Raw genomic sequence first — 21,222 nt, 5'->3', positions numbered from 1 at the left:
GCTTGCGAAGACTGCAAGGGGGACGGCCGGGCCCGCGCTCCTGTGAAGTCGGGACGCGGGGGAAGTCGGGACGCGGGGGGAAGTCGGGGTGGCGGAAGGTCCGGGCGGCGGGACCGCCGCCCGGCGGGCTGCCTCAGGCGGTCGCCGCCATGCGCGGCTGGGCCGCGGCCGACAGGCCGTAGATGCCGCGCTCGCCGGGGAAGACCTGGAACTTGTCGCTGATCCCGAGCACCGTCTCGGCGCCGCCCAGGTAGAGGAAGCCGTCCGGCGCCATCTGGCGCGAGACCCGCTCCAGCACCTTGGTCTTGGTCGGCTGGTCGAAGTAGATCAGCACGTTGCGCAGGAAGACCACGTCGAACTGGCCGAGCGGCGCCGGATCGTCGAGCAGGTTGAAGGTCCGGAAGGTGACCATCCGCTTGATGTCCGGGGCGATCCGCCAGCGGTCGCCTTCCTGGGCGAAGTGCTTGACCAGCAGCTGCACCGGCAGGCCGCGCTGCACCTCGAACTGCGAGTAGACGCCTTCCTTGGCCTTGTCGAGGATCTCGGTCGAGAGGTCGGTGGCGATCATCTCGACGCGCCAGCCGGCCAGCTTCGCCTCGAACTCCTTGAGGATCATCGACAGCGAATAGGCTTCCTGGCCCGACGAGCAGGCCGCCGACCAGATCCGGAAGCTGCGCTTGGCGGCGCGCTTCTCGAGCAGGTGCGGCAGCACCAGCCGCTTGAACTGGTCGAAGGGCTTGGTGTCGCGGAAGAAGAACGACTCGTTGGTCGTCATCGCCTCGACGACGTCGCGGGTCAGGGTCTGGTCGCCGCGCAGCCGCAGGCCCTGGATCAGGTCGGTCAGGCCGTTGAAGCCGTGCTTGCGGGCCACCGGGTTGAGGCGGCTCTCCAGCAGGTAGGCCTTGTCGGGACCGATGGTCAGGCCCGAGCGCTGCTTGAGCAGCTGGGCAATGAAGTCGAAGTCCTGGGGGCTCATGCCGCCGTCCTCGCGAGCAACGGTTTCAGGTGGTCGGCGATCCGATCGAGCGGCAGCACGGCGTAGCAGAGACCATTGGTCGCCACCGCGCCGGGCATGCCCCAGACCACCGAGCTCGCTTCGTCCTGGGCGACCACGCCGCCGCCGGCGGCGACGACCGCCTGGCAGCCCTTGAGGCCGTCCGAGCCCATGCCGGTCAGGATCACGGTCAGCAGGCGCGAACCGTAGATCTGCACCAGGCTGCGCAGCATCGGGTCGACCGACGGGCGGCAGAAGTTCTCGGGCGGGCTCTGGTCGACGTGCAGCTTGACGCCGCCGGCGCTCTGCTCGGCGCGCATGTGCCAGTCGCCGGGAGCGACGTAGATCGTGCCCGGCATCACCGTCTCGCCTTCGCTCGCCTCGCGGGCCGGCCGCCCGGAGACGCGGGCGATGTGCTCGGCCAGCAGCGTCGTGAAGGTCGCCGGCATGTGCTGGGTGATGAAGATCGGGATGTCGAGCGGGCCCTTGAGCTCGCCGAGCACCTTGAGCAGCGCCTGCGGGCCGCCGGTCGAGCTGCCGATCGCCAGGGCGCGCGGCCCCATCATCGGCGGACGGCGCAGGGTGACCTGGCGGGGCGCCGGGGCCGGACGCACCGCCGCGGCGCGCACCGGACCGGCCGACTTCGGCGGCCCGAGGCGCCGGCGCGCGTTCGCGCCCAGCGCCTTGACCTTGGCGACCAGCTCGCGCTTGAAGCTGTCGGCCGAGGTCAGCTCGCTGCTGCTGCTCGGCTTGGTGACGTAGTCGGCGGCACCGGCGCGCATCGCCTTGAGGCTGATGTCCGCGTTCTTGCGGGTCAGCGTCGAGGCCATGACGACCTGCACCCCCGGACGCGCCTCGAGCAGCTTCGGCAGGGCGGTCAGGCCGTCCATCACCGGCATCTCGATGTCGAGGACCACGACCTCGACCTCGCTGCGCGCGATCGAGGAGACCGCCATCTGGCCGTTGGCGACCGACGACACCACGGCGATCTCGGGGTCCTCTTCGAGCGCTCGCGAGAGCAAGCCGCGAATGACCGCCGAGTCGTCGACGACCATGACCCGGTAGGCGCTGTCCCTGTTCGCGCTCATCTTGCCTCTCGGTTCTTAGAGGAGACCGATCTGGGTCAGCTTCGATTCCAGGATCTCGCTGTCGAAGGGCTTCATGATGTACTCGTCGGCGCCGGCACCGATCGCTTCCTGGATGTGCGCCAGGTCGTTCTCGGTGGTGCAGAAGACGATCTTCGGCTCGGCGCCGTTCGGCCAGCCGCGCAGCTCGCGCAGGAACTCGATGCCGGACTTGACCGGCATGTTCCAGTCGAGCAGCACGGCATCGGGCATCTGGCTGCGGCAGGCCTCGAGGGCCAGCTCGCCGTTCTCTGCCTCGGCCGTCTCGAAGTTCAGACCTTCGAGGATGCGGCGCGCCACCATCCGCACGACCTTCGAATCGTCCACGATCAGAAAGCGCTTCATCTCGACCACCCTTCTCGCTGCCCGTCTCTGCTCAGGCAGCCTTCAGTCCGCCGTAGTCCAGCAGGCGATTGACGTCGAGCACGACCAGCAGCTCCCCGTCGAGGCGGTAGATGCCCTCGGAGTACTCGCGCAGCCGCGGGTCGAGGGTCGGCGGGTTGCGCTCCCAGGACCCGTTGGTCAGCGGCAGCACCTCGCCGACGCTGTCGACCATCAGGCTGTAGAGCTCGCCCTCGTTCTCGACGACGATCGACATCGGGGTCTCGTCGGCGTTGCGCATCGGCAGGCCGAGGCGCAGGCGGACGTCGATCGCGGTGACGATGCGGCCGCGCAGGTTCAGCGAGCCGGCGATCTCCGGCGGCGCCAGCGGGATCCGCGTGGTCTTGCAGTGGTTGAGGACGTCCTGGACCTTCAGGACATGGATGCCGAACAGCTGCTTGGCGATCCGGAAGGTCACGTACTCGGCGCCGTCCTCGTGCGCGTGGTCCGTGTTGGGTTGACGACGATCCTGGCTCATGCGGCACCTCGAACGTCCGAAAGGGTGTCATGGAGGGAAGTCAGCAGGGCGTTGCGGTCGAACTTCGCGACGTAGTCGGTGAAGCCGGCCTCGCGCCCGCGGGCCATGTGGCTGGGGCTCGCGTGGCTGGTCAGGGCGACCAGGGGCACGGAGGACCAGCGGTTGTCGCGCAGCTGGCGGGCCAGCTCGAAGCCGTCGATGCCCGGCATCTCGATGTCCGAGACGATGGCGTCGAACTCCTCGCCGGCCTCGCAGAGCGCCAGCGCCTCGCTGCCGTCGGAGACCGTCGTGACCTCGTAGCCGGCGGCCTGCAGCAGCGGCGCCATCAGGTTGCGGAAGAAGGGGCTGTCGTCGACCAGCAGGATGCGCTTGCCGTTGCCGTCGCCCATCCGCTCGCCCTCGGCCCCGAACCAGTCGCTGTAGGCCTTGGTCAGGAAGAAGCCGGTGTCGACGATGTCGGTCGCCTTGCCGGCGATCACCGCCGAGCCGATGAAGCCGGTCCGCTCCGCGGTCAGCTCGATCTTCAGGCGGTCCTGGACGATGTCGACGATCTCGTCGACGGCCAGGCCGACGTGGCGGTCGCGGTCGGCGAAGACCAGCACCGGCTGGCGCCCTTCGGCGGCCAGCCTGCGGCCCTCCTCCATCGAGACCAGCGGCATCAGCTGGCCGCGGTACTGCACGACCTGCTGGCCGTTCGAGCTCTCGACCGACGCGAGGTCGACCTCCTCGAGGCGCGCGACCAGGGCCAGCGGCACCGCCTTGGGCGCCGTGTCGCCGGAGCGGAAGACCAGCAGCGAAACCTGCTCGCCCTCCTTGCGGCTGCGGGCGCCCTTCTGGACCTGGCGGTCGTCGCTGACCGTGATCTCGCCGGTCGCCGCGGCGATGCCGTTGGGATCGAGGATCATGACCACCGAGCCGTCGCCGAGGATGGTGTTGCCGCTGAACAGCGCGATGTCGCGCAGGATTGGCGCCACCGGCTTGACCACGATTTCCTCGGTGTCGAAGACGCGGTCGACGATGATGCCGAAGTTGTAGGTGCCGACCTGGGCGACGACGATGAAGCCGTCGCGGCGGTCGTTGGCCGAGACCTCGAAGCCGTTGTCGAGACCGAGCAGCTCGCGCAGGTTGACCAGCGGCAGCAGGCGGTTGCGCAGGCGCAGCACCGGCGTGTCCTTGATCCGCTCGATGCGGTGCTCCGACTTCGACGAGGCGCGCACCAGCTCGATGACCGAGAGCTGCGGGATCGCGAAGCGCTCCTCAGCGCACTCGACGATCAGCGCCGAGACGATCGCCAGCGTCAGCGGGATCTTGATGGTGAACTTGCTGCCGCGGCCGGTGATCGAGTTCAGCTCGATGGTGCCGCCGATGCGCTCGATGTTGGTGCGTACGACGTCCATGCCGACGCCGCGACCGGAGACCGAGGTCACCTTCTCGGCGGTCGAGAAGCCCGCCTTGAAGATGAACTGCATGATCTGCTGGTCGCTCATGCCGGCCATCTCGGCCTCGTTGGTGACGCCGTTGGACAGCGCCTTGGCCTTGATCTTGTCGATGTTGAGGCCGCGGCCGTCGTCGGCGATCTCGATGATGATGTGGCCGCCCTCGTGGTAGGCGTTGAGGGTGATCGTGCCGGTGTCGCTCTTGCCGGAGCGGCGGCGCTCGGCGGGATCCTCCAGGCCGTGGTCGGCCGAGTTGCGGACCATGTGGGTCAGCGGATCCTTGATCAGCTCCAGAACCTGGCGGTCGAGCTCGGTGTCGGCGCCGTTCATCACGAGCTCGACCTTCTTGCCGAGCTCCAGCGACAGGTCGCGGACGATGCGCGGCAGCTTGGCCCAGGCGTTGCCGATCGGCTGCATGCGCGTCTTCATGACGCCTTCCTGCAGCTCGGAGACGACGTGGTTGAGGCGCTGCAGCGGAGCGGCGAAGTCCGTCTCCTTCTGCTGGCGCAGAATCTGCAGCAGCTGGTTGCGGGTCAGCACCAGCTCCGAGACCATGGTCATCAGGTTCTCGAGCAGCTCGACGTTGACCCGGATCGACTGGTTGGCGACCGCCGACTCCTTGGCGGCATGCTCGGGAGCGGCATGCTCGGCCACGTCGGCGTGGGCCGGCTCGGCGACCGGCGGCTCGACCTTGGCCGCCTTGGTGGGCTTGGCGGGCTCGGCGGCCGCAGTCTCGTGGACCGGGGTCTCGAGCGCGACGACCTTGTCGTCCTCGACGGTCTCGGCGACCGGCTCCTCGATCTCGACCTCCACCTCGGCCGGCTCGTCGGCCGGCGCCAGCTCGCCGGAGTCGACCTGCTCGCAGATCGCGTCCAGGCGGCCGATCAGCTCCGAGTCGTCGCCCTCGGGCTCGGCCTCGGTGGCCTCGAGCACGCCGAGGATCTCGCGGATCCGGTCCAGGCAGTCGAGCACCGTGGTGACGATGCCCGGCGTGACGACCAGCTCGCCGTCGCGCACCCGGCCCAGCACGTTCTCGCCGGCGTGGGCGACCGACTCGAGCCGGGGCAGGCCGAGGAAGCCGCAGGTCCCCTTGATCGTGTGGACCAGCCGGAAGATGTTGGAGAGGATTTCCGGATCGTTGGGATTCTGCTCGAGCTTGACCAGCTCGACGTCCAGGAAACCGAGTCCCTCGTTGGTCTCGGTCAGGAATTCGCTTAGCAACTCATCCATCGCCATCATCCTCGCAGACTGGCCGTGCGGTAGGCGGGTCGCGCATGACGGGCGACCGGTCAGAACGGCACGACCTTGGCGAAAAGAAATTAATGGCCGGTTACTTGCGAGCCGCTCGCAACTGACGTCGCAGGAAACGCATCGGGCACCGATTCCGGCCGGCCGGCGGCGGCGGGTTTAACGGCGCGGCCCTGCAGTTCTTGCGAACGCCTCTCAGTCTCGTCATCTTGCGGGTCGTCCTGCTTCTCTCCTGACAGGTGTCGCCGCGCCGCCATGGCCGACCACGCGCCCAGCTCCTTCCTGAACGAGCCGCCCTACGAGCCGCTGGCCTTCGAGTCGGGCGCGGCGGGCGGCCGCGTCTCCGGCGGCAGGGGCGGCCCCGGCGCCTGGCTGGTGCTGGCGATCGCCCTGCCCTTCGTGCTGCCGGCCGCGGTGATCGCCGCGCATCTCTTCGTGCCGCCGAGTCCGCTCTGGCGGCACCTGATCGAGACGGTGCTCTGGGACTACGTCACGAACACCGCGCTACTGGCGCTGCTCGTCGGGCTCGGCGTGGCCGCGATCGGCACCGGCACGGCCTGGCTGGTCACGCTCTGCCGCTTCCCGGGCCGCGGCTTCTTCGAGTGGACCCTGGTCATGCCGCTCGCCGTGCCGGGCTACGTCATGGCCTATGCCTATACCGACTTCCTCAACTTCTCGGGGCCGGTGCAGACGGCGCTGCGCGAGACCTTCGGCTGGCGCGCGCGCGACTACTGGTTCCCCGAGGTCCATTCGGTCGGCGGCGCCGCGGCGATGCTGATGCTGGTGCTCTACCCCTACGTCTACCTGCTGGCGCGCACCGCCTTCCTGAAGCAGTCGGTCTGCGCGCTGGAGGTCAGCCGCACGCTCGGCTGCGGCGCCTGGGCCAGCTTCTGGCGGGTCGCCCTGCCGATGGCCCGCCCGGCGCTGGTCGGCGGCGCCACCCTGGCGCTGATGGAGACCCTGGCCGACTTCGGCACGGTGCAGTACTTCGGCGTGAAGACCTTCACCACCGGCATCTACCGCGCCTGGTTCTCGTTCGGCGACCGGGTCGCCTCGGCCCAGCTGGCGACGGCGCTGCTCGGCTTCGTCGCCCTGGTCCTGCTGCTCGAGCGCCTGAGCCGCGGCGAGCGGCGCTTCCACGAGACCTCGGGCCGCTACCGCCAGCTGCCGGCCTACCGCCTGGCCGGCTGGCGCGGCGCCGGCGCCTTCCTGGCCTGCCTGCTGCCGCTGCTGCTCGGCTTCCTGCTGCCGACCGGGATCCTGCTGAAGCTGGCGCTGGAGCACGGCGACCAGGCCTTCGGCAGCCACTATTTCGAGCTGGTCCGCAACTCGGTCACCCTGGCCGGCATCGCCGCGGTCCTGGCGGTCGTGCTGGCCCTGGGGCTCGGCTACGGCGCGCGGCTGCGTCCCGGCCCGACCAGCCGCCTCGCCAACCGCATCGCCGGCCTGGGCTACGCCGTGCCCGGCACGGTGATCGCGGTCGGCGTGCTGCTGCCCTTCGCCTGGTTCGACCGCACGCTCGACGCCTGGACCCGCGAGACCCTCGGCTTCTCGACCGGCCTGCTGCTGACCGGCGGCATCCTCGCCCTGGTCTTCGCCTACCTCGTCCGCTTCCTGGCGGTCGCGCTCAACAACGTCGAGGCGGGCCTGAGCAAGATCCGCCCTTCGATGGACGACGCCGCGCGCTGCCTCGGCCGCGGCCCCTTCGGCACGCTGCGCGAGATCCACGCGCCGCTGCTGGTCGGCAGCCTGCTGACTGCCGCGCTGACGGTCTTCGTCGACGTCATGAAGGAGCTGCCGGCGACCCTGCTGATGCGGCCCTTCAACTTCGACACCCTGGCGGTCCAGGCCAACAACTTCGCCAGCGACGAGCGGCTCAGCCAGGCGGCGACGCCGTCGCTGACCATCGTCGCCGTCGGCCTGCTGCCGGTCATCCTGCTGTCCCGCGCCATCGCCCGCTCCCGGCCCGGCCACGCCGAGGCGGCCGACTGAGCCACGGCCGAGGCCTCGACCGGGCGAACGGCCCCGGACATTCCGGCAGGTCGTCTGCGGCCTTCGGGCCCCTCAGGCCGGTGCCTCCCGCCCGGTGCCCCGGATCGGACCGAGCGGCACGACGACGGTCTGGCCGCTCGACGCGGTGAGCAGCTCGGCCCTGATGCCGTAGACGACCTCGATCGTCTCGCGCGTGAGGACGCCGGCCGGCGACCCGCAGGAGACCAGCCGGCCCGCCTTCATCAGCAGGACGGTCGCGGCAAAGCGCGCGGCCAGCGAGAGGTCGTGCAGGGCGACGACCGCGATGGCGTTTCTCGCGAGGAGGTAGGCCTGGAGCTCCTCGAGCAGGATCATCTGCCGGTTGAGGTCGAGCGCGCTCGTCGGCTCGTCGAGCAGCAGCAGCCGCGGCCTGCGCACCAGGCGCTGCGCGACGAAGACGAGCTGTTGCTGGCCGCCGGACAGGCGGTCGAGCCGCCGTTCCGCCAGATGCGCCAGGTGCAGGACCTGCAGAGCCTCGACCGCGGCCCGGATGTCGCCGGGCCGCACTGTCCAGCGCAGATGGTCGATGCGGCCGAGCAGGACCGTCTCGAGCACCGTCAGACCGGCCCCGACCCTGGTCGCCTGAGGCAGGTAGGCCAGATCGCCGGACTCGGGCGCCCGGCCGTCGAGCAGCGCCGATCCACGATGCGGCAGGTGGCCGGCAAGGGCGGCGAGCAAGGTGGACTTGCCCGCGCCGTTCGGTCCGCAGACCGCCACGAGCCCCGGCCCCTCGATCCGGGCGTCGAGGTCCCGGACGATGCGGTGCGCCGCGCGCGCGACGGAGAAGCCCGCCAGCCGGAGAACGACGCTCATGCTGCCGCCCCGCCGCGGCACAGCAGGATCGCGAACAGGATCGGCACGCCGACCACGGCGGTGACGATGCCCACGGGAACGACCGCGCCGCCGCCGACGAGCTTCGAAAGGACCGAGGCGCCGGCGATCATCGCGCCGCCGATCATCCCCGCCGCCGGCAGCGCCGCCCGCTGGTCCTCGCCGACGAGCGCGCGCGCGGCATGGGGTGCGACGAGGCCGACGAAGCCGATCGTGCCGACGAAGGCGACCGCCGCCGCCGTCACCAGCGCCACCAGGATGAAGGTGCGCCGGCGCAGGGCGGCGACGTCGACGCCCAGGCTGCGCGCATGGGTCTCGCCGAGCCTGAGCGCCGTCAGCTTCCAGGACTCGGCGAGAAAGAGCGGCACCGCGAGGCAGAGAGTCGCCGCGATCACCCCGGCGCTGGTCCAGGTCGCCTTCAGCAGCGAGCCGAAGAGCCAGAACACGATCTGCTGCAGGACTTCCGGCGAGGCGAGATACTGCAGAAGCGACTGCAGCGCCTGGAACAGGAAGAGGACGGCGATGCCGCCGAGAACCAGGATCTCGGCCGTCGCGCCGCGCAGCCGGGCGATCGCGTAGACGAGCAGGCAGGCGACCAGGGTCGCCCCGAAGGCGCTTGCCGGCACCAGCAGCCATCCGGCGAGCGGAAGCGCGGCGCCGAACATGATGGCCAGCGCGGCCCCGAAGCCGGCGGCGGCGGAAAATCCGAGCGTGAAGGGGCTGGCGAGCGGGTTGTCGAGAATCGTCTGCATCTGCTGGCCGGCCATGCCCAGCGCGACGCCGACGAGGCCGCCGGTCAGCGCCGCGGGAAGCCGGATCGCCCAGACGATCGCCGCGGCCGCCCTGCCGGCGCCGTCGGGGCCGGCCAGCAGGGCGCTCACGACCGCGGCCGGCGCCATGGAGGAGGGGCCGGCCAGGACGTCCGCGAGCAGCAAGGCGAGCAGGGCGGCCAGCAGGCCGGCCAGCGCGGCGGCACGTTGCCGCGCGCGCCGGCCGTAGGCCTCGCACAGCTGCGAGGCCGGCAGGGCCTCGTTCACTGCGCCGCCCCGTCCGGGAGGCGCAGCATGAAGGTCCCCTTCGGCTCGATTGGAAGGAACCGCCGATAGTAGGAGACGAGCTCGGCTCGCGGGTCGACGTCCTCGAAGGCCGTCGGATGGAGCGCCTTCGCGATGTAGCGCAGGTAGACGTAGTCGACGAGGCTGCGGACGCCGCCGTGATAGACGGCGTAGAGGTGGCCGCCCTCGATCGCCGGCAGATCCTTCCAGCCGGGTCGTGAAAGATAGGCGGCGAGCCGCTCCAGCGTCGTCCCGCGGTCGATGTCGAAGCCCATCAGCAGCGCGTTCGGCATGCTCTGCCATTCCGAGCCCGTCAGGAAGACGAAGTCGGGCCGGGACGAGAGAACGTATTCGGGAGCGAGCGGCCCCCAGTTGCCGACCTTGCCGGCGGCTATGTTGAGGCCGCCGGCCTTGTCGATGACGCCGGCCCACATGCCCTTGCCGTAGGAGTTGCCGGTCTCGGCCGGTCCCTTCTGGCCGAGCTCGACGTAGACGACCGGCTTCGTCGCCGGTGCCGCGCTCGCGACCCGCCGCTCGGTGTCGGCCATCATCGCCTCGTAGTTCTCGGCGAGCTCCCTGGCGCGGTCTTCCGTGCCCATGACCCGACCGATCACCAGCGTGCTGGCGACATGGCGGGCGACGGTCTGCGCGTTGTAGTCGACCACGACCAGGGGAATGCCGGCCGCCTCGATCGCGCTGGCGGCGGCCCCCAGATAGTCGAACTGCCCCGCCGAGAGGATCGCGACGTCCGGTTTGGTCGCGATGATCTTCTCGGCCGACAGCGTGCCGCTGTCGGCGTCGCCGAAATCGGCGAGCCCGGCGAGCTGCGGGAACCTGCGCAGGTAGGCCTCGTACTGCAGGGGCCGATAGCCCTTCCAGTAGTTCAGCGAGACCGCGGCCAGGCGGTCGATCGCCGAAGGGCCGGTGATGGCGATGTAGTCCTCGAAATAGAAGCCGAGCGCGACGCGCTCGGCAGGCTGGGCGAGCGTGACCTGGCGTCCCAGGACGTCGGTGACCTGGATCTCCGCGTGGGCGGGCAACGCCGAGAGAACGGCGGAAACGCCGGCGAGAGCGGCGAAGGCGCAGCGCGACAGGCGCCGCAGGACGTGCAGACGTGACATGGTGAACCTCGGTTCAGGCGAGCGGAAAGGGCGGCCCGCGCCAGAGGCGCGGGCCGCTTCGCAAACGATCAGCCGAGGTGGGCGGGAGGCGCGCGGGAGCCGAGCGGCGGGCCCTGGGCCGGCGGCAGCAGTGCCGGCGCAGGCTGCGGGAAGAAGGCTTCGGCGCGCTGGCCGAGGTCGGCCGGCAGCGGCAGCGAGTCCGGCAGTGCCAGGGCCTTGGTGATCGCCGTCGCGAAGGGGCAGTCGGCGGCCGACTTGGCGGGCCTGCCCGGATGGTCGGCCTCTATCGGCTGGCCGTTCTCGTCGACCTCGAGAGTCTGGATACCGGCCCCGGTGCAGACGACAATCTGGAAATGGCCTTCGCCGAGGGCCGAGAGATCGGGCATGTAGCCCAGGGGCACGGTGGCCCGTAGCGCAAAGACGGCGAGCACCAGCCACGCCACCGCGCAGCCGGCCCCGTGGCCGCCCCTGTCCAGCCTCTTCCCCGTCATGCGGCGATCATCGGTTCTGCCGGTGCGCTTGTCGAGCAGGATGGCGGGGCCGGCGCAGTCTCGTTCTCTTGCTCCCGGGCTTCGACCGCCCCGCGGCCGCAAGAGCCCGCTCGGCGCGGAACGGCCGGCGCCCCCGCGCCCCCGTCGCGCCGGCGCCCTCCGCGCGCGCCACCGTCCGCCCGAAAAAAGGCCCCGCCGTTGCCGGCGGGGCCGAGGATCGCTTCTCGGAAAGGGAGTACCGATACGACCAGCTACTTCCAGCCTGCCTGGTCGTACAACATCTGAGCGAGAGGCTGGTTCTCGCCGTACACCGAGACGTTGACCGGGTCGATCTTCGGATCGCCCAGGGCCTCCAGCTCGGGATTGGCCGAGATCCCCTTGACCACGGGATACTCGTTGTTGCCGTTCGCGAAGTACTTCTGGGCCGAATCGCCGGCCAGGTACTCCAGGAACCGGATCGCGTTGGCACGGTGCGGCGCGTTGACGACGACGCCGGCGCCCGAGACGTTGACGTGGACGCCGCGGCCTTCCTGGTTCGGCCAGACCAGCTTCACCTTGCGGGCCGCGCCGCTGATCGCGGGATCGTCGGAGCGCAGCAGGCGGACGTAGTAGTAGGTGTTGGCGATCGTGATGCCGCACTCGCCGTCGGCGACCGCCTCGATCTGGGTGATGTCGCCGCCCTGCGGCGGGCGCGCGAAGTTGGCGACCACGCCCTCGGCCCAGGCCAGCGCCTTGTCCTTGCCGTCGTGCTCGATCATCGAGGCGAGCAGCGACAGGTTGTAGATCGCCGAGGAGGAGCGCATGCAGACCAGCCCCTTGTACCTGGGGTCGGCGAGCGCCTCGTAGGTCGTCGGCGGATCGGGCACCAGCTCGGGGTTCACGAAGATCACCCGCGCACGCATCGAGAAGCCGAACCACTTGCCCTCGGGCTGGCGCAGACTGTCGGGCAGCCGCTGCTTCAGCACCTCGGACTCGACGGGCTGGAACAGGCCGGCCTGCTCGGCGCGCCACAGCCGGCCGGCGTCGACCGTGATCAGGATGTCCGCCGGGCTGTTGACGCCCTCCGAGCGCAGCCGCTCGATCAGCGCGTCGTCCTTGCCCTCGATGCGGTTGATCTGGATGCCGGTCTGCTCGGTGAAGTCGCCGTAGAGCCGCTCGTCGGTCTGGTAGTGGCGGGCCGAGTAGATGTTCAGCACCTTGTCCTGGGCCTGGGCGGCCGTGCCGGGCAGCACCAGCAGGCCGAGCGTCACCGCCGCAAGGAGAGGTCGACTGAGACGTTTCACGAAAATCCTCCCTGTGGTTCCGCGGTCCGGGGCCCGGCCGCGTCGCCGCGATGCCCCTCTGATACTGATAATCATTCTCATCCGTCAAGCCTCTTCCGCCGGCTGACGGAGCGGCGCCGTCCCGCGATCAGGCCGGCAGAACGGCGGTCAGGGCGAAGCGGTCGGCGGCCTCGCGCTCGGCGGCCAGCGCAGCGCCCAGGCGGGCCGCGACGCGGGCGGCATAGAAGCCCAGGACGCTGCGCGGCGTCTGCGCCTCTACCGTCGCGCCGGCGTCGAGCGCCGCCGCGACCTCGGGTCGCAGCCCGGCGTCGGGTCCCACCGACAGGCAGCGCAACTGTCCGTGGCCGTCCACCACCGTCGCCACCACTTCGATGCGGCCGCCGAGGGGCAGCGCTTCCGCGGCCAGCGCCGCCATGTTGAGCAGCAGCTTGCCCCAGCCGGCCGGCAGCCGCTCGGCCGGCAGCCGCTCGGGCCAGCCGATCGTCGCCTTGCGGTGGGCCAGGAAGGTCTCGAGCAGGCCGCGCAGCTGGCCGGGCTCGTCGGTCGGGCTGGCACCGAAGCCGAAGGCGATGCGGAAGAACTGCAGCGCGCCGGCGGCCTGCCCCGCGCTGTCGCCGACCAGGCGCCGGGCCTCCTCGTCGAGGTCGCTCATGCCCTCCTCGAGCAGTTCCATGCCGTTGCTGATCGCGCTGATCGGGCCGACCAGGTCGTGGCAGAGGCGCGAGGCCAGCAGCTCGGCGAGGCGAAGATCGTCGGGGGAATGGGTCATACCGGGGTGCCGTTCCTGGCTCAGGATGTCGTTGTGCCGCGCCAAACCGTCGTTCCGCGATCCTTCCCGCCCAGCTTGGCCCTTATAGACTAGCCGCGCAAACAAGGTGGGCAAGAACGCACGTTCGTTGCGCGATGGCAGATGACGGTCAAGGCGACTCCGGGGGCGGATCGGCAAGGAACGCCGACTGGGCCCCGGGCATGCTGGTTCGTCATCCCGACCAGCCGGACTGGGGCCTGGGCCAGGTCCAGTCGGCGATCGGTACGCGCGTGACGGTCAACTTCGAGCATGCCGGCAAGCTGCTGATCGACGTCTCGGTCGTCGAGCTGGTGCCGGCAGAGCCGGAATGACCGGACCCGACCGACAATGATAATCTCCGATCCGACGAGGAACGCCATGCCCGAGGGAGCCGGCAGCGCGCCGGGCCAGAACGGCCGACGCAAGATCCATCCCGGCAGCGGCCGCCGCAAGGCACCGCTCGGCCCGAAGGGCCGCCACGTCGAGCCGCAGGCGCACGACGAGATCGCCGCCCTGCTCGGCGACGCGCCGCGCCGGCGCGACCTGCTGATCGAGCATCTGCACCGCATCCAGGACCGCTACGGCCATCTCTCGGCGCGCCATCTGGCGGCGTTGGCCGAGGAGATGCGCCTGCCGATGGCCGCGGTCTACGAGACCGCCTCGTTCTACGCCCACTTCGACATCGTCGACGACGGCGAGACGCCGCCGCCGGCGCTGACCGTCCGGGTCTGCGATTCGCTGACCTGCGAGATGCTCGGCGCCAAGGCGCTGCTCGAGGCCCTGCCCGGCCTGCTCGGACCGGAGGTGCGGGTCGTGCGCGCGCCCTGCATGGGGCGCTGCGATCTGGCGCCGAGCTGCGAGGTCGGTCACGGCCACGTCGACCACGCGACGCCCGCGGCGGTGCAGGAAGCCGTCGCGACCGGCCGGACCCACGCGGTCGAGCCTGACTACCGCGGCCTCGAGGCCTACCGCGCCGAGGGCGGCTACGCCCTGCTCGAGGCCTGCCTCGCTGGCGAGCACAGCCCGGAGCACGTCATCGGCCTGCTCTCCGATTCCGGCCTGCGCGGCCTCGGCGGCGCCGGCTTCCCGGCCGGCCGCAAGTGGGCGATCGTGCGCGAGGAGGCGGGCCCGCGCTACCTCACGGTCAACGCCGACGAGGGCGAGCCCGGCACCTTCAAGGACCGCCACTACCTGGAGCGCGACCCGCACCGCTTCCTCGAGGGCCTGCTGATCGCCGCCTGGGCGGTCGGCTGCGAGCGCGCCTGGATCTACCTGCGCGACGAGTACCCGGCGATCCGCACGCTGCTGACCCGGGAGCTGGCGCTGGTCGCCGGGGCGGGCCTGACGGCGCACTGCCCGATCGAGCTCCGCCGCGGCGCCGGCGCCTACATCTGCGGCGAGGAGTCGGCGATGCTGGAATCGCTGGAGGGCAAGCGCGGCTATCCGCGCCACAAGCCGCCCTACATCGCCTCGGTCGGCCTGTTCGGCCGGCCGACCCTGAACCACAACGTCGAGACGCTGTTCTGGGTGCGCGACATCGTCGAGCGCGGGCCCGCCTGGTTCTCCGGCCAGGGCCGCCACGGCTCCAAAGGCTTCCGCTCCTTCTCGGTCTCCGGCCGGGTCAGGGAGCCGGGGGTCAAGCTGGCGCCCGCCGGCATCACGGTGCGCGAGCTGATCGACGAGTTCTGCGGCGGCATGGCCGAGGGCCACACGCTCAAGGGCTACCTGCCGGGCGGCGCCTCGGGCGGCATCCTGCCGGCCTCCATGGCCGACCATCCGCTCGACTTCGGCCTGCTGGAGAAGCACGGCGCCCTGATCGGCTCGGCCGCCGTCATCGTGCTGTCCCAGGCCGACGACATCCGCGCCGCGACGCTCAACCTGATGCGCTTCTTCGAGGACGAGTCCTGCGGCCAGTGCACGCCCTGCCGCAACGGCACTGAGAAGGCCGTGCAGCTGCTGTCGTCCGGGCGCTGGGACCGGCCTCTGCTCGAGGAGCTGAGCCGGGTCATGGCCGACGCCTCGATCTGCGGCCTCGGCCAGGCGGCGCCGAACCCGATCCTGACCGCGCTGCGCTTCTTCCCCGACGAGGTCGCCAGCGACAAATGACCGGGTCGCCGACAAAGAGCGGCGACCCCATATCAAGAACCGAGGCGAGGGGCCCGGCGATGACCGAGACGAACCACAGCTTCAGCTTCACCCTCAACGGCGAGACGGTCGAGGCGCACCACGGCGAGACGATCTGGCAGGTCGCGCAGCGCCGCGGCGTCGAGATCCCGCATCTCTGCTACAGCCCCGAGCCGGGCTACCGCGCCGACGGCAACTGCCGCGCCTGCATGGTCGAGATCGAGGGCGAGCGCGTGCTCGCCGCCTCCTGCATCCGCACGCCGAAGCCGGGCATGACCGTCAACACGGCGAGCGAGCGGGCCAGCAAGGCGCGCGAGCTGGTCTTCGAGCTGCTGGTCGCCGACCAGCCGGAGCGCCGCACCGCCCACGACCCGGACAGCAAGTTCTGGACCTGGGCCGACGAGGTCGGGGTCGCCGAAAGCCGCTTCCCGCGCCGCGAGACGCCGACGGCCGACGTCAGCCATCCGGCGATGGCGGTCAACCTGGACGCCTGCATCCACTGCAACCTCTGCGTCCGGGCCTGCCGCGAGGTCCAGGTCAACGACGTCATCGGCATGGCCTACCGCGGCCACGGCGCCAAGGTCGTCTTCGACTTCGACGACCCGATGGGCGACTCGACCTGCGTCGCCTGCGGCGAGTGCGTCCAGGCCTGCCCGACCGGCGCCCTGATGGAGAAGAGCCTGCTCGACGAAGCCGGCAGCCGGACCGTCTGGGCCGACCGCACGGTCGACAGCCTCTGCCCCTACTGCGGCGTCGGCTGCCAGACCAGGGTCCACGTCAAGGACGACAGGATCGTCCAGATCGACGGCCGCGACGGCCCGGCCAACCGGAACCGGCTCTGCGTCAAGGGCCGCTTCGGCTGGGACTACATCTACCACCCGCACCGCCTGACCAGGCCGCTGGTCCGGCGCGACGACGCGCCGAAGCGCGGCGACGACGAGGTCGATCCGGCCAATCCCTGGACCCACTTCCGCGAGGCGAGCTGGGACGAGGCGGTGGACCGCGCCGCCGCCGGCCTGAAGAAGGTCTACGAGCGCGAGGGGCCGAAGGGCCTGGCCGGCTTCGGCTCGGCGAAGGGCACCAACGAGGAGGCCTACCTCTTCCAGAAGCTGATCCGCACGGCCTTCCGCACCAACAACGTCGACCACTGCACGAGGCTCTGCCACGCCTCCTCGGTCGCGGCCCTGATGGAGGGCATCGGCTCGGGCGCGGTGACCGCGCCCTTCACCGCCGCCGGCGAGGCCGAGTGCATCGTCGTGATCGGCGCCCGGCCGGCGCAGAACCACCCGGTCGCCGCGACCTTCATCAAGCAGGCCGCCCGGCGCGGCGCCAAGCTGGTGGTCATGGACCCGCGGCGCCAGGGCCTGTCGCGCTACGCGACCCACATGCTGCAGTTCAAGCCGGGCACCGACGTCGCGCTGCTCAACGCCTTCTTGCATGTCATCGTCGAGGAGAAGCTCTACGACGAGCAGTACATCCAGGCCCACGTCTCGGGCTTCGAGGAGCTGAAGGCGAAGGTCAGGGACTTCCCGCCGGAGAAGATGGCCGAGGTCTGCGGCATCGCCGCCGAGGAGATCCGCACCGTCGCCCGGCTCTACGCCCGCTCGCAGCGCTCGATCATCTTCTGGGGCATGGGCGTCAGCCAGCACGTCCACGGCACCGACAACGCGCGTTGCCTGATCGCCCTCGCCCTCTCGACCGGCCAGGTCGGCCGGCCGGGCACCGGCCTGCACCCGCTGCGCGGCCAGAACAACGTGCAGGGCGCTTCCGACGCCGGCCTGATCCCGATGGTCTATCCCGACTACCAGTCCGTCGAGAAGGAGGGCGTGCGCGCGCACTTCGAGGACTTCTGGGGCACCCAGCTCGACCCCAAGAAGGGCCTGACCGTGGTCGAGATCGTCGACGCGATCCTCGAGGACGAGATCAAGGCGATGTACGTCATGGGCGAGAACCCGGCGATGTCGGACCCGGACCAGATCCACGCCCGCAAGGCGCTGGCGCACCTGGAGCACCTGGTCGTCCAGGACATCTTCCTGACCGAGACCGCCTGGCACGCCGACGTCGTGCTGCCGGCCTCGGCGCACGCCGAGAAGTCCGGCAGCTACACCAACACCAACCGCCAGGTGCAGATCGGCCGGCCGGCCGTGCCGCTGCCCGGCGAGGCGCGCCAGGACTGGTGGCTGATCCAGGAGCTGGCCAGGCGCCTGGGCCTCGGCTGGGACTACGCCGGCCCGCACGAGGTCTTCGCCGAGATGACCCGGGTCATGCCCTCGCTCGCCAACATCACCTGGCAGCGGCTGGAGCGCGAGGACGCCGTCACCTATCCCTGCGACGCGCCCGACCGGCCCGGCAACGAGATCATCTTCGCCAGCGGCTTCCCGACCGCCGACGGCCGCGGCCGCATCGTGCCGGCCGACGTGCTGCCGCCCGACGAGCTGCCCGACGAGTCCTTCCCGCTGGTGCTGACCACCGGCCGGCTGCTCGAGCACTGGCACACCGGCGCGATGACCCGCCGCGCCGGCGTGCTCGACGACCTGGAGCCGGGCGCGGTCGTCGCGATGAACCCGCGCGAGATCGAGCGCAAGGGCTACCGGGCCGGCCAGCAGGTGCGCGTCACGACGCGGCGCGGCTCGATCGAGCTGGTCCTGCGCGGCGACCGCGACGTGCCGGACGGGATGATCTTCATCCCCTTCTGCTTCGCCGAGGCGGCGGCCAACGTGCTGACCAACCCGCAGCTCGACCCCTACGGCAAGATCCCCGAGTTCAAGTTCTGCGCCGCCCGGCTGGAGCCGGCCGAGCAGCAGGTCGCCGCCGAGTAGCGCGATGCGGCGGGTCGCGGCGCCTTTCGGGTCGCTGCCCGTCGCCTGCCGCCTGTTCGGCCTGCTGCTGCTCGTCCTGGCGACCGTGGACGGCGCCCGGGCCGAGGCCCGCGGCGAGATTGCCGCCGCCGAACCCTCGGCCGCCGACCTGATGCTGTTCCGGGCGGCCCAGGTCGACGATCCCGAGATGGCCGAGTTCGCGCTCGACCGCGGCGCCTCGATCGCGATCCGCGATCCGCACGGCCGTACCGCCCTGCTGTTCGCCGCCGAGTCGAACAGCCCGAAGGTCGTCGCCCGGCTGCTGAGGCACGGCGCGAGGCCGGACGAGGCGACCAGTGACGACGGCTGGACCGGCCTGCACTACGCCGCCTACCAGGGCTGGCTGGCGGTCGCCGACCTGCTGATCGCCGCCAAGGCGCCGCTGGAGGCGCGCGAGTCCGACCACGGCAACACGCCGCTGCTGCTCGCCGCGCGGCGCGGCAAGGCGGTGATCGTCGCCCGGCTGATCCGCGCCGGTGCACAGGTCGACGTCCGCGACCTCTCCGACGGCAACACGCCGATGATCGACGGTGCCTTCTCGGCCGATCCCGTCGCGGTGCTCTCCGAGCTGCTGGTCGCCGGCGCCGACCCGACCCTGGCGGCGACGGACGGCGTGACGCCGCTGATCGCCGCCGCCGACCACGGCTCCGCCGACGCCACCGGCCTGCTGCTGTCGAACGGCGCCGTGCTGGAGGCGCGCACGAAGAGCGGCGAGACGGCCCTGCTGCGTGCCGCGAGCCAGGGCCACCTCGACGTCCTGGAACTGCTCGCCAAGGCCGGCGCCGACCTCGAGGTCCGCGACGAGCGCGGCCTGACCCCGCTGACCACCGCCCTGCGCAACGCCGACCGGCCGATGGTCGAGCGCCTGCTCGCGCTCGGCGCCGATCCCAAGGCGCCGGGCCCCGAGGGCCGCACGCCCGTGATCGTCGCCGCGCGCGGCGGCGAGGCCGCGCTGCTCGCCCTGCTGCTCAAGGCCGGCGCGCCCGCCGACAGCGCCGACGACAGGGGCAACACGGCGCTGATGTACGCCGCCAACGTCGGCTTCGCCCAGGGCGTCGAGCTGCTGCTCGGCGCCGGCGCCGACCCGAGCCGCGTCGCCAGGGACGGCTGGACCGCGATCCAGGCCGCCGAGATGATCGGCGCCGACGACATCGTCGCCCGGCTCAGGGCGGCAGGGGCGAAGAAGTAGCGGGGCGCATGTTCTCTGCCGTCATCCTCGCGAAAGCGAGGATCCAGAAGACGAAGCCGTAGGCGCGAACCGCCGTCGGCCCGCGCTACGGGCGCCTTTCTCTGGACCCTCGCCTTCGCGAGGGTGACGAAGAAGGCGGACAGAAGAGCAAGCAGTGCCCGCCCCTATCCCGCCAGCGCGTAGTCCACGTCCGTGGTCCAGGCCGGGTCCCGGTGCTTGTCCCAGTAGAGCGCCGTCAGCTTCGCCGTCACCGGGCCCGGCCGGCCGTCGCCGACCGGCCGGCCGTCGAGCCGGGTGATCGGCATCGGCCCGCCGGCGGTCGAGGTCAGGAAGACCTCGTCGGCGCCCTTCAGGGCCTCGACCGAGAGCGGCGCCGCCTCGGCCGGGATGCCGAGCTCGGCCAGCAGCTCCAGCGCGGTGCGCCGGGTGACGCCCTGCAGCACGCCGCGCCCCGGGGTCGTCGCCTTGCCGTCCCTGACCGCGAAGAGGTTGAAGCCCGGGCCCTCGGTGACGTTGCCGGCGCCGTCGGTCAGCACGACGTTCTCGCGCCCCGCGTCGTAGGCCGAATAGAGGCCCATCACCAGGTCGAGCCAGTGGTAATTCTTGACCGTGGGGTCGACCGATTCCGGCGCGATGCGCGGGATCGGCGCGACGTGGACGTCGAGGCCGCGGGCGCGCTGCTCCTCGGTCGCGATCCAGCCGAAGGGGATGGCGAAGGCGAGGAAGCGGTTGCGTGCCTGGCGCGGGTCGCGGCTGAAGCTCGGCGAGTGGCCGCGGGTGCAGACCATCTCGACGTAGGCGTCCTGCAATCCCGCCTTGGCGACGAGGCTGTGCAGGATGCGCTCCAGCTCGTCCCGCCCGACCGGCAGGGTCATGCGCAGCGCCGCGACCGAGGCCAGGAAGCGCTCGACATGGACGTCGAGCCGGAAGAAGCGGCCCTGCCAGACGTGCACCACGTCGTAGGTCGCGTCGGACCGGAGGAAGCCCCAGTCGAGCACCGGGATCTTGGCTTGGTCCATCGTCGTGTAGCGCCCGTCGATGAAGGCGACGCCCGGCGGGAAGACCGTGTCGTCCTGCGGCTGCTGGCTCTCGAGGCTGTCGGGCATGGCGGGCACTCCCTGGGGTGAGGCGCCAGCCTAGCCGAGGCGGCGACGGCCCGGAAGGCGTCGGGGCCCGGCCGACGCGGCTTGCACCCGCCTCGGCGGCTGGTGCACAAGGAGCGGCCGGAGGCCGCGTGGTGAAATCGGTAGACACAGCAGACTTAAAATCTGCTTCGCGGTAGCGCGAGTGCCGGTTCGAGTCCGGCCGCGGCCACCACCCAGACGACGAGGGAGCAGCCTTCCTTGAAGCGAGCGATCATCGCCACCACGGCGGCGCTGCTCTGCGCCACGCTGCCGGGGGCGGCGCCGCGGGCGGCGAGCGACGCGGGCCTCGACTGGCTGGCGCGGAAGTGCCGTCTCTACGCCGACGCCTGGGCCCATGTCCGCGAGTCCCTCGGCCCGGACGATCTCGGCGCCGGCTTCGTCTCGAGCAACGACGCCTTCATCGCGCAGGGCTGCCGGAAGCGGGTCGCGGTCTGTCCCCGCTCCCGGCTCGAGCTGCAGGTCGCCGACGTGCTGACGCTCGCGATGGCCAACGCGGGCGCGACCGGCAGCTTCCTGCCGTTCTCCTGCGCCAGCGACTAGGGCCGGGCCGGCGGCGTTCCGGGGCGGGTGCCGTGCCTGCGCGAGGCCGGAAAGCTCTGGGGCCTCTCGCCGCTTGCCCTATACTGTAATGAAGCGGATCCGCAGG

Annotated in this window: 18 protein-coding genes and 1 tRNA gene; 7 read left to right on the top strand and 12 right to left on the bottom strand. The window is 71.2% G+C overall.

What is annotated here, in order from left to right; translation table 11 throughout:
* Nucleotides 1–133: 133 nt before the first annotated feature.
* Genes B9O00_RS27605 through B9O00_RS27585 form a run of 5 tightly spaced genes read right to left on the bottom strand, consistent with a single transcriptional unit; the run spans nucleotide 134 to nucleotide 5,643 of the window.
* Nucleotides 134–976 carry a CheR family methyltransferase gene (locus B9O00_RS27605; protein ID WP_085125949.1) on the bottom strand — a complete coding sequence of 281 codons (843 nt, stop codon included), beginning with the start codon at nucleotides 974–976 and terminating at the stop codon, nucleotides 134–136.
* On the bottom strand, nucleotides 973–2,082 hold the full coding sequence (locus tag B9O00_RS27600; protein WP_235017215.1) for a protein-glutamate methylesterase/protein-glutamine glutaminase: 1,110 nt from the start codon (nucleotides 2,080–2,082) through the stop codon (nucleotides 973–975). The genes B9O00_RS27605 and B9O00_RS27600 overlap by 4 nt, the downstream gene beginning before the upstream one ends.
* A 15-nt stretch (nucleotides 2,083–2,097) precedes the next feature.
* The gene (locus B9O00_RS27595) at nucleotides 2,098–2,463 is read right to left on the bottom strand and encodes a response regulator (protein ID WP_085125970.1); all 366 of its coding nucleotides are present in this window, start codon (nucleotides 2,461–2,463) and stop codon (nucleotides 2,098–2,100) included.
* A 31-nt stretch (nucleotides 2,464–2,494) separates the two neighbouring features.
* Nucleotides 2,495–2,977 (bottom strand): chemotaxis protein CheW, encoded by a 483-nt coding sequence (locus B9O00_RS27590; protein ID WP_085125948.1) that lies wholly within the window; start codon nucleotides 2,975–2,977, stop codon nucleotides 2,495–2,497.
* Nucleotides 2,974–5,643: a hybrid sensor histidine kinase/response regulator gene (locus B9O00_RS27585; RefSeq protein WP_085125947.1), complete on the bottom strand. Its 2,670-nt coding sequence runs from the start codon at nucleotides 5,641–5,643 to the stop codon at nucleotides 2,974–2,976. The genes B9O00_RS27590 and B9O00_RS27585 overlap by 4 nt, the downstream gene beginning before the upstream one ends.
* Nucleotides 5,644–5,916: 273 nt before the next feature.
* On the opposite strand from B9O00_RS27585, the gene B9O00_RS27580 reads away from it, so the two are divergent.
* Nucleotides 5,917–7,653, top strand: a complete 1,737-nt coding sequence (locus tag B9O00_RS27580) for an ABC transporter permease (RefSeq protein WP_085125946.1) — start codon at nucleotides 5,917–5,919, stop codon at nucleotides 7,651–7,653.
* Between the two features lie 72 nt (nucleotides 7,654–7,725).
* Here B9O00_RS27580 and B9O00_RS27575 read toward each other — a convergent pair whose 3' ends face one another.
* From B9O00_RS27575 to B9O00_RS27550, 6 genes are all read right to left on the bottom strand, one after another.
* Complete coding sequence (locus B9O00_RS27575) at nucleotides 7,726–8,505, bottom strand: ABC transporter ATP-binding protein (RefSeq protein WP_143596367.1); 780 nt, start codon at nucleotides 8,503–8,505, stop codon at nucleotides 7,726–7,728.
* Nucleotides 8,502–9,560 (bottom strand): FecCD family ABC transporter permease, encoded by a 1,059-nt coding sequence (locus tag B9O00_RS27570; protein ID WP_085125944.1) that lies wholly within the window; start codon nucleotides 9,558–9,560, stop codon nucleotides 8,502–8,504. The genes B9O00_RS27575 and B9O00_RS27570 overlap by 4 nt, the downstream gene beginning before the upstream one ends.
* Complete coding sequence (locus tag B9O00_RS27565; protein WP_085125943.1) at nucleotides 9,557–10,699, bottom strand: ABC transporter substrate-binding protein; 1,143 nt, start codon at nucleotides 10,697–10,699, stop codon at nucleotides 9,557–9,559. Before B9O00_RS27565 ends, B9O00_RS27570 begins: the two co-directional genes overlap by 4 nt.
* Nucleotides 10,700–10,767: 68 nt before the next feature.
* Entirely contained in the window at nucleotides 10,768–11,190 is a 423-nt protein-coding gene (locus B9O00_RS27560; RefSeq protein ID WP_085125942.1) for a DUF2946 family protein, read from the bottom strand.
* Between the two features lie 251 nt (nucleotides 11,191–11,441).
* Nucleotides 11,442–12,473: a Fe(3+) ABC transporter substrate-binding protein gene (locus B9O00_RS27555; protein ID WP_085125941.1), complete on the bottom strand. Its 1,032-nt coding sequence runs from the start codon at nucleotides 12,471–12,473 to the stop codon at nucleotides 11,442–11,444.
* Nucleotides 12,474–12,600: 127 nt separating this feature from the next.
* A complete protein-coding gene (locus B9O00_RS27550; protein ID WP_085125940.1) occupies nucleotides 12,601–13,242 on the bottom strand; it encodes a histidine phosphotransferase family protein in 642 nt (213 codons plus the stop codon).
* 134 nt (nucleotides 13,243–13,376) lie between these two features.
* Here B9O00_RS27550 and B9O00_RS27545 point away from each other — a divergent pair, with 134 nt between their 5' ends.
* The 4 genes from B9O00_RS27545 to B9O00_RS27530 are packed head-to-tail and all read left to right on the top strand — an operon-like array spanning nucleotide 13,377 to nucleotide 19,431.
* Nucleotides 13,377–13,592, top strand: coding sequence for a DUF3553 domain-containing protein (locus tag B9O00_RS27545; RefSeq protein ID WP_085125939.1), 216 nt, complete (start codon nucleotides 13,377–13,379; stop codon nucleotides 13,590–13,592).
* 46 nt (nucleotides 13,593–13,638) lie between these two features.
* Nucleotides 13,639–15,366 (top strand): NADH-ubiquinone oxidoreductase-F iron-sulfur binding region domain-containing protein, encoded by a 1,728-nt coding sequence (locus B9O00_RS27540; RefSeq protein ID WP_085125938.1) that lies wholly within the window; start codon nucleotides 13,639–13,641, stop codon nucleotides 15,364–15,366.
* 59 nt (nucleotides 15,367–15,425) lie between these two features.
* Complete coding sequence (gene fdhF, locus B9O00_RS27535; protein ID WP_085125937.1) at nucleotides 15,426–18,203, top strand: formate dehydrogenase subunit alpha; 2,778 nt, start codon at nucleotides 15,426–15,428, stop codon at nucleotides 18,201–18,203.
* Between the two features lie 4 nt (nucleotides 18,204–18,207).
* Nucleotides 18,208–19,431, top strand: a complete 1,224-nt coding sequence (locus B9O00_RS27530) for an ankyrin repeat domain-containing protein (protein ID WP_085125936.1) — start codon at nucleotides 18,208–18,210, stop codon at nucleotides 19,429–19,431.
* Nucleotides 19,432–19,595: 164 nt separating this feature from the next.
* Here the strand turns inward: B9O00_RS27530 and B9O00_RS27525 are convergent, their stop codons facing one another.
* Nucleotides 19,596–20,537: an aminotransferase class IV gene (locus B9O00_RS27525; protein ID WP_085125935.1), complete on the bottom strand. Its 942-nt coding sequence runs from the start codon at nucleotides 20,535–20,537 to the stop codon at nucleotides 19,596–19,598.
* A gap of 122 nt (nucleotides 20,538–20,659) precedes the next feature.
* Here B9O00_RS27525 and B9O00_RS27520 point away from each other — a divergent pair.
* Nucleotides 20,660–20,748, top strand: a tRNA-Leu gene (locus B9O00_RS27520).
* A gap of 26 nt (nucleotides 20,749–20,774) precedes the next feature.
* Nucleotides 20,775–21,116: a hypothetical protein gene (locus B9O00_RS27515; RefSeq protein WP_085125934.1), complete on the top strand. Its 342-nt coding sequence runs from the start codon at nucleotides 20,775–20,777 to the stop codon at nucleotides 21,114–21,116.
* Nucleotides 21,117–21,222 lie beyond the last annotated feature (106 nt).

The organism is Tistlia consotensis USBA 355, assembly GCF_900177295.1.
Classification (GTDB): domain Bacteria; phylum Pseudomonadota; class Alphaproteobacteria; order Kiloniellales; family DSM-21159; genus Tistlia; species Tistlia consotensis.
Note: the sequence above shows the minus strand (reverse complement) of the source record. Positions and strands in the feature narration are given on the sequence as shown.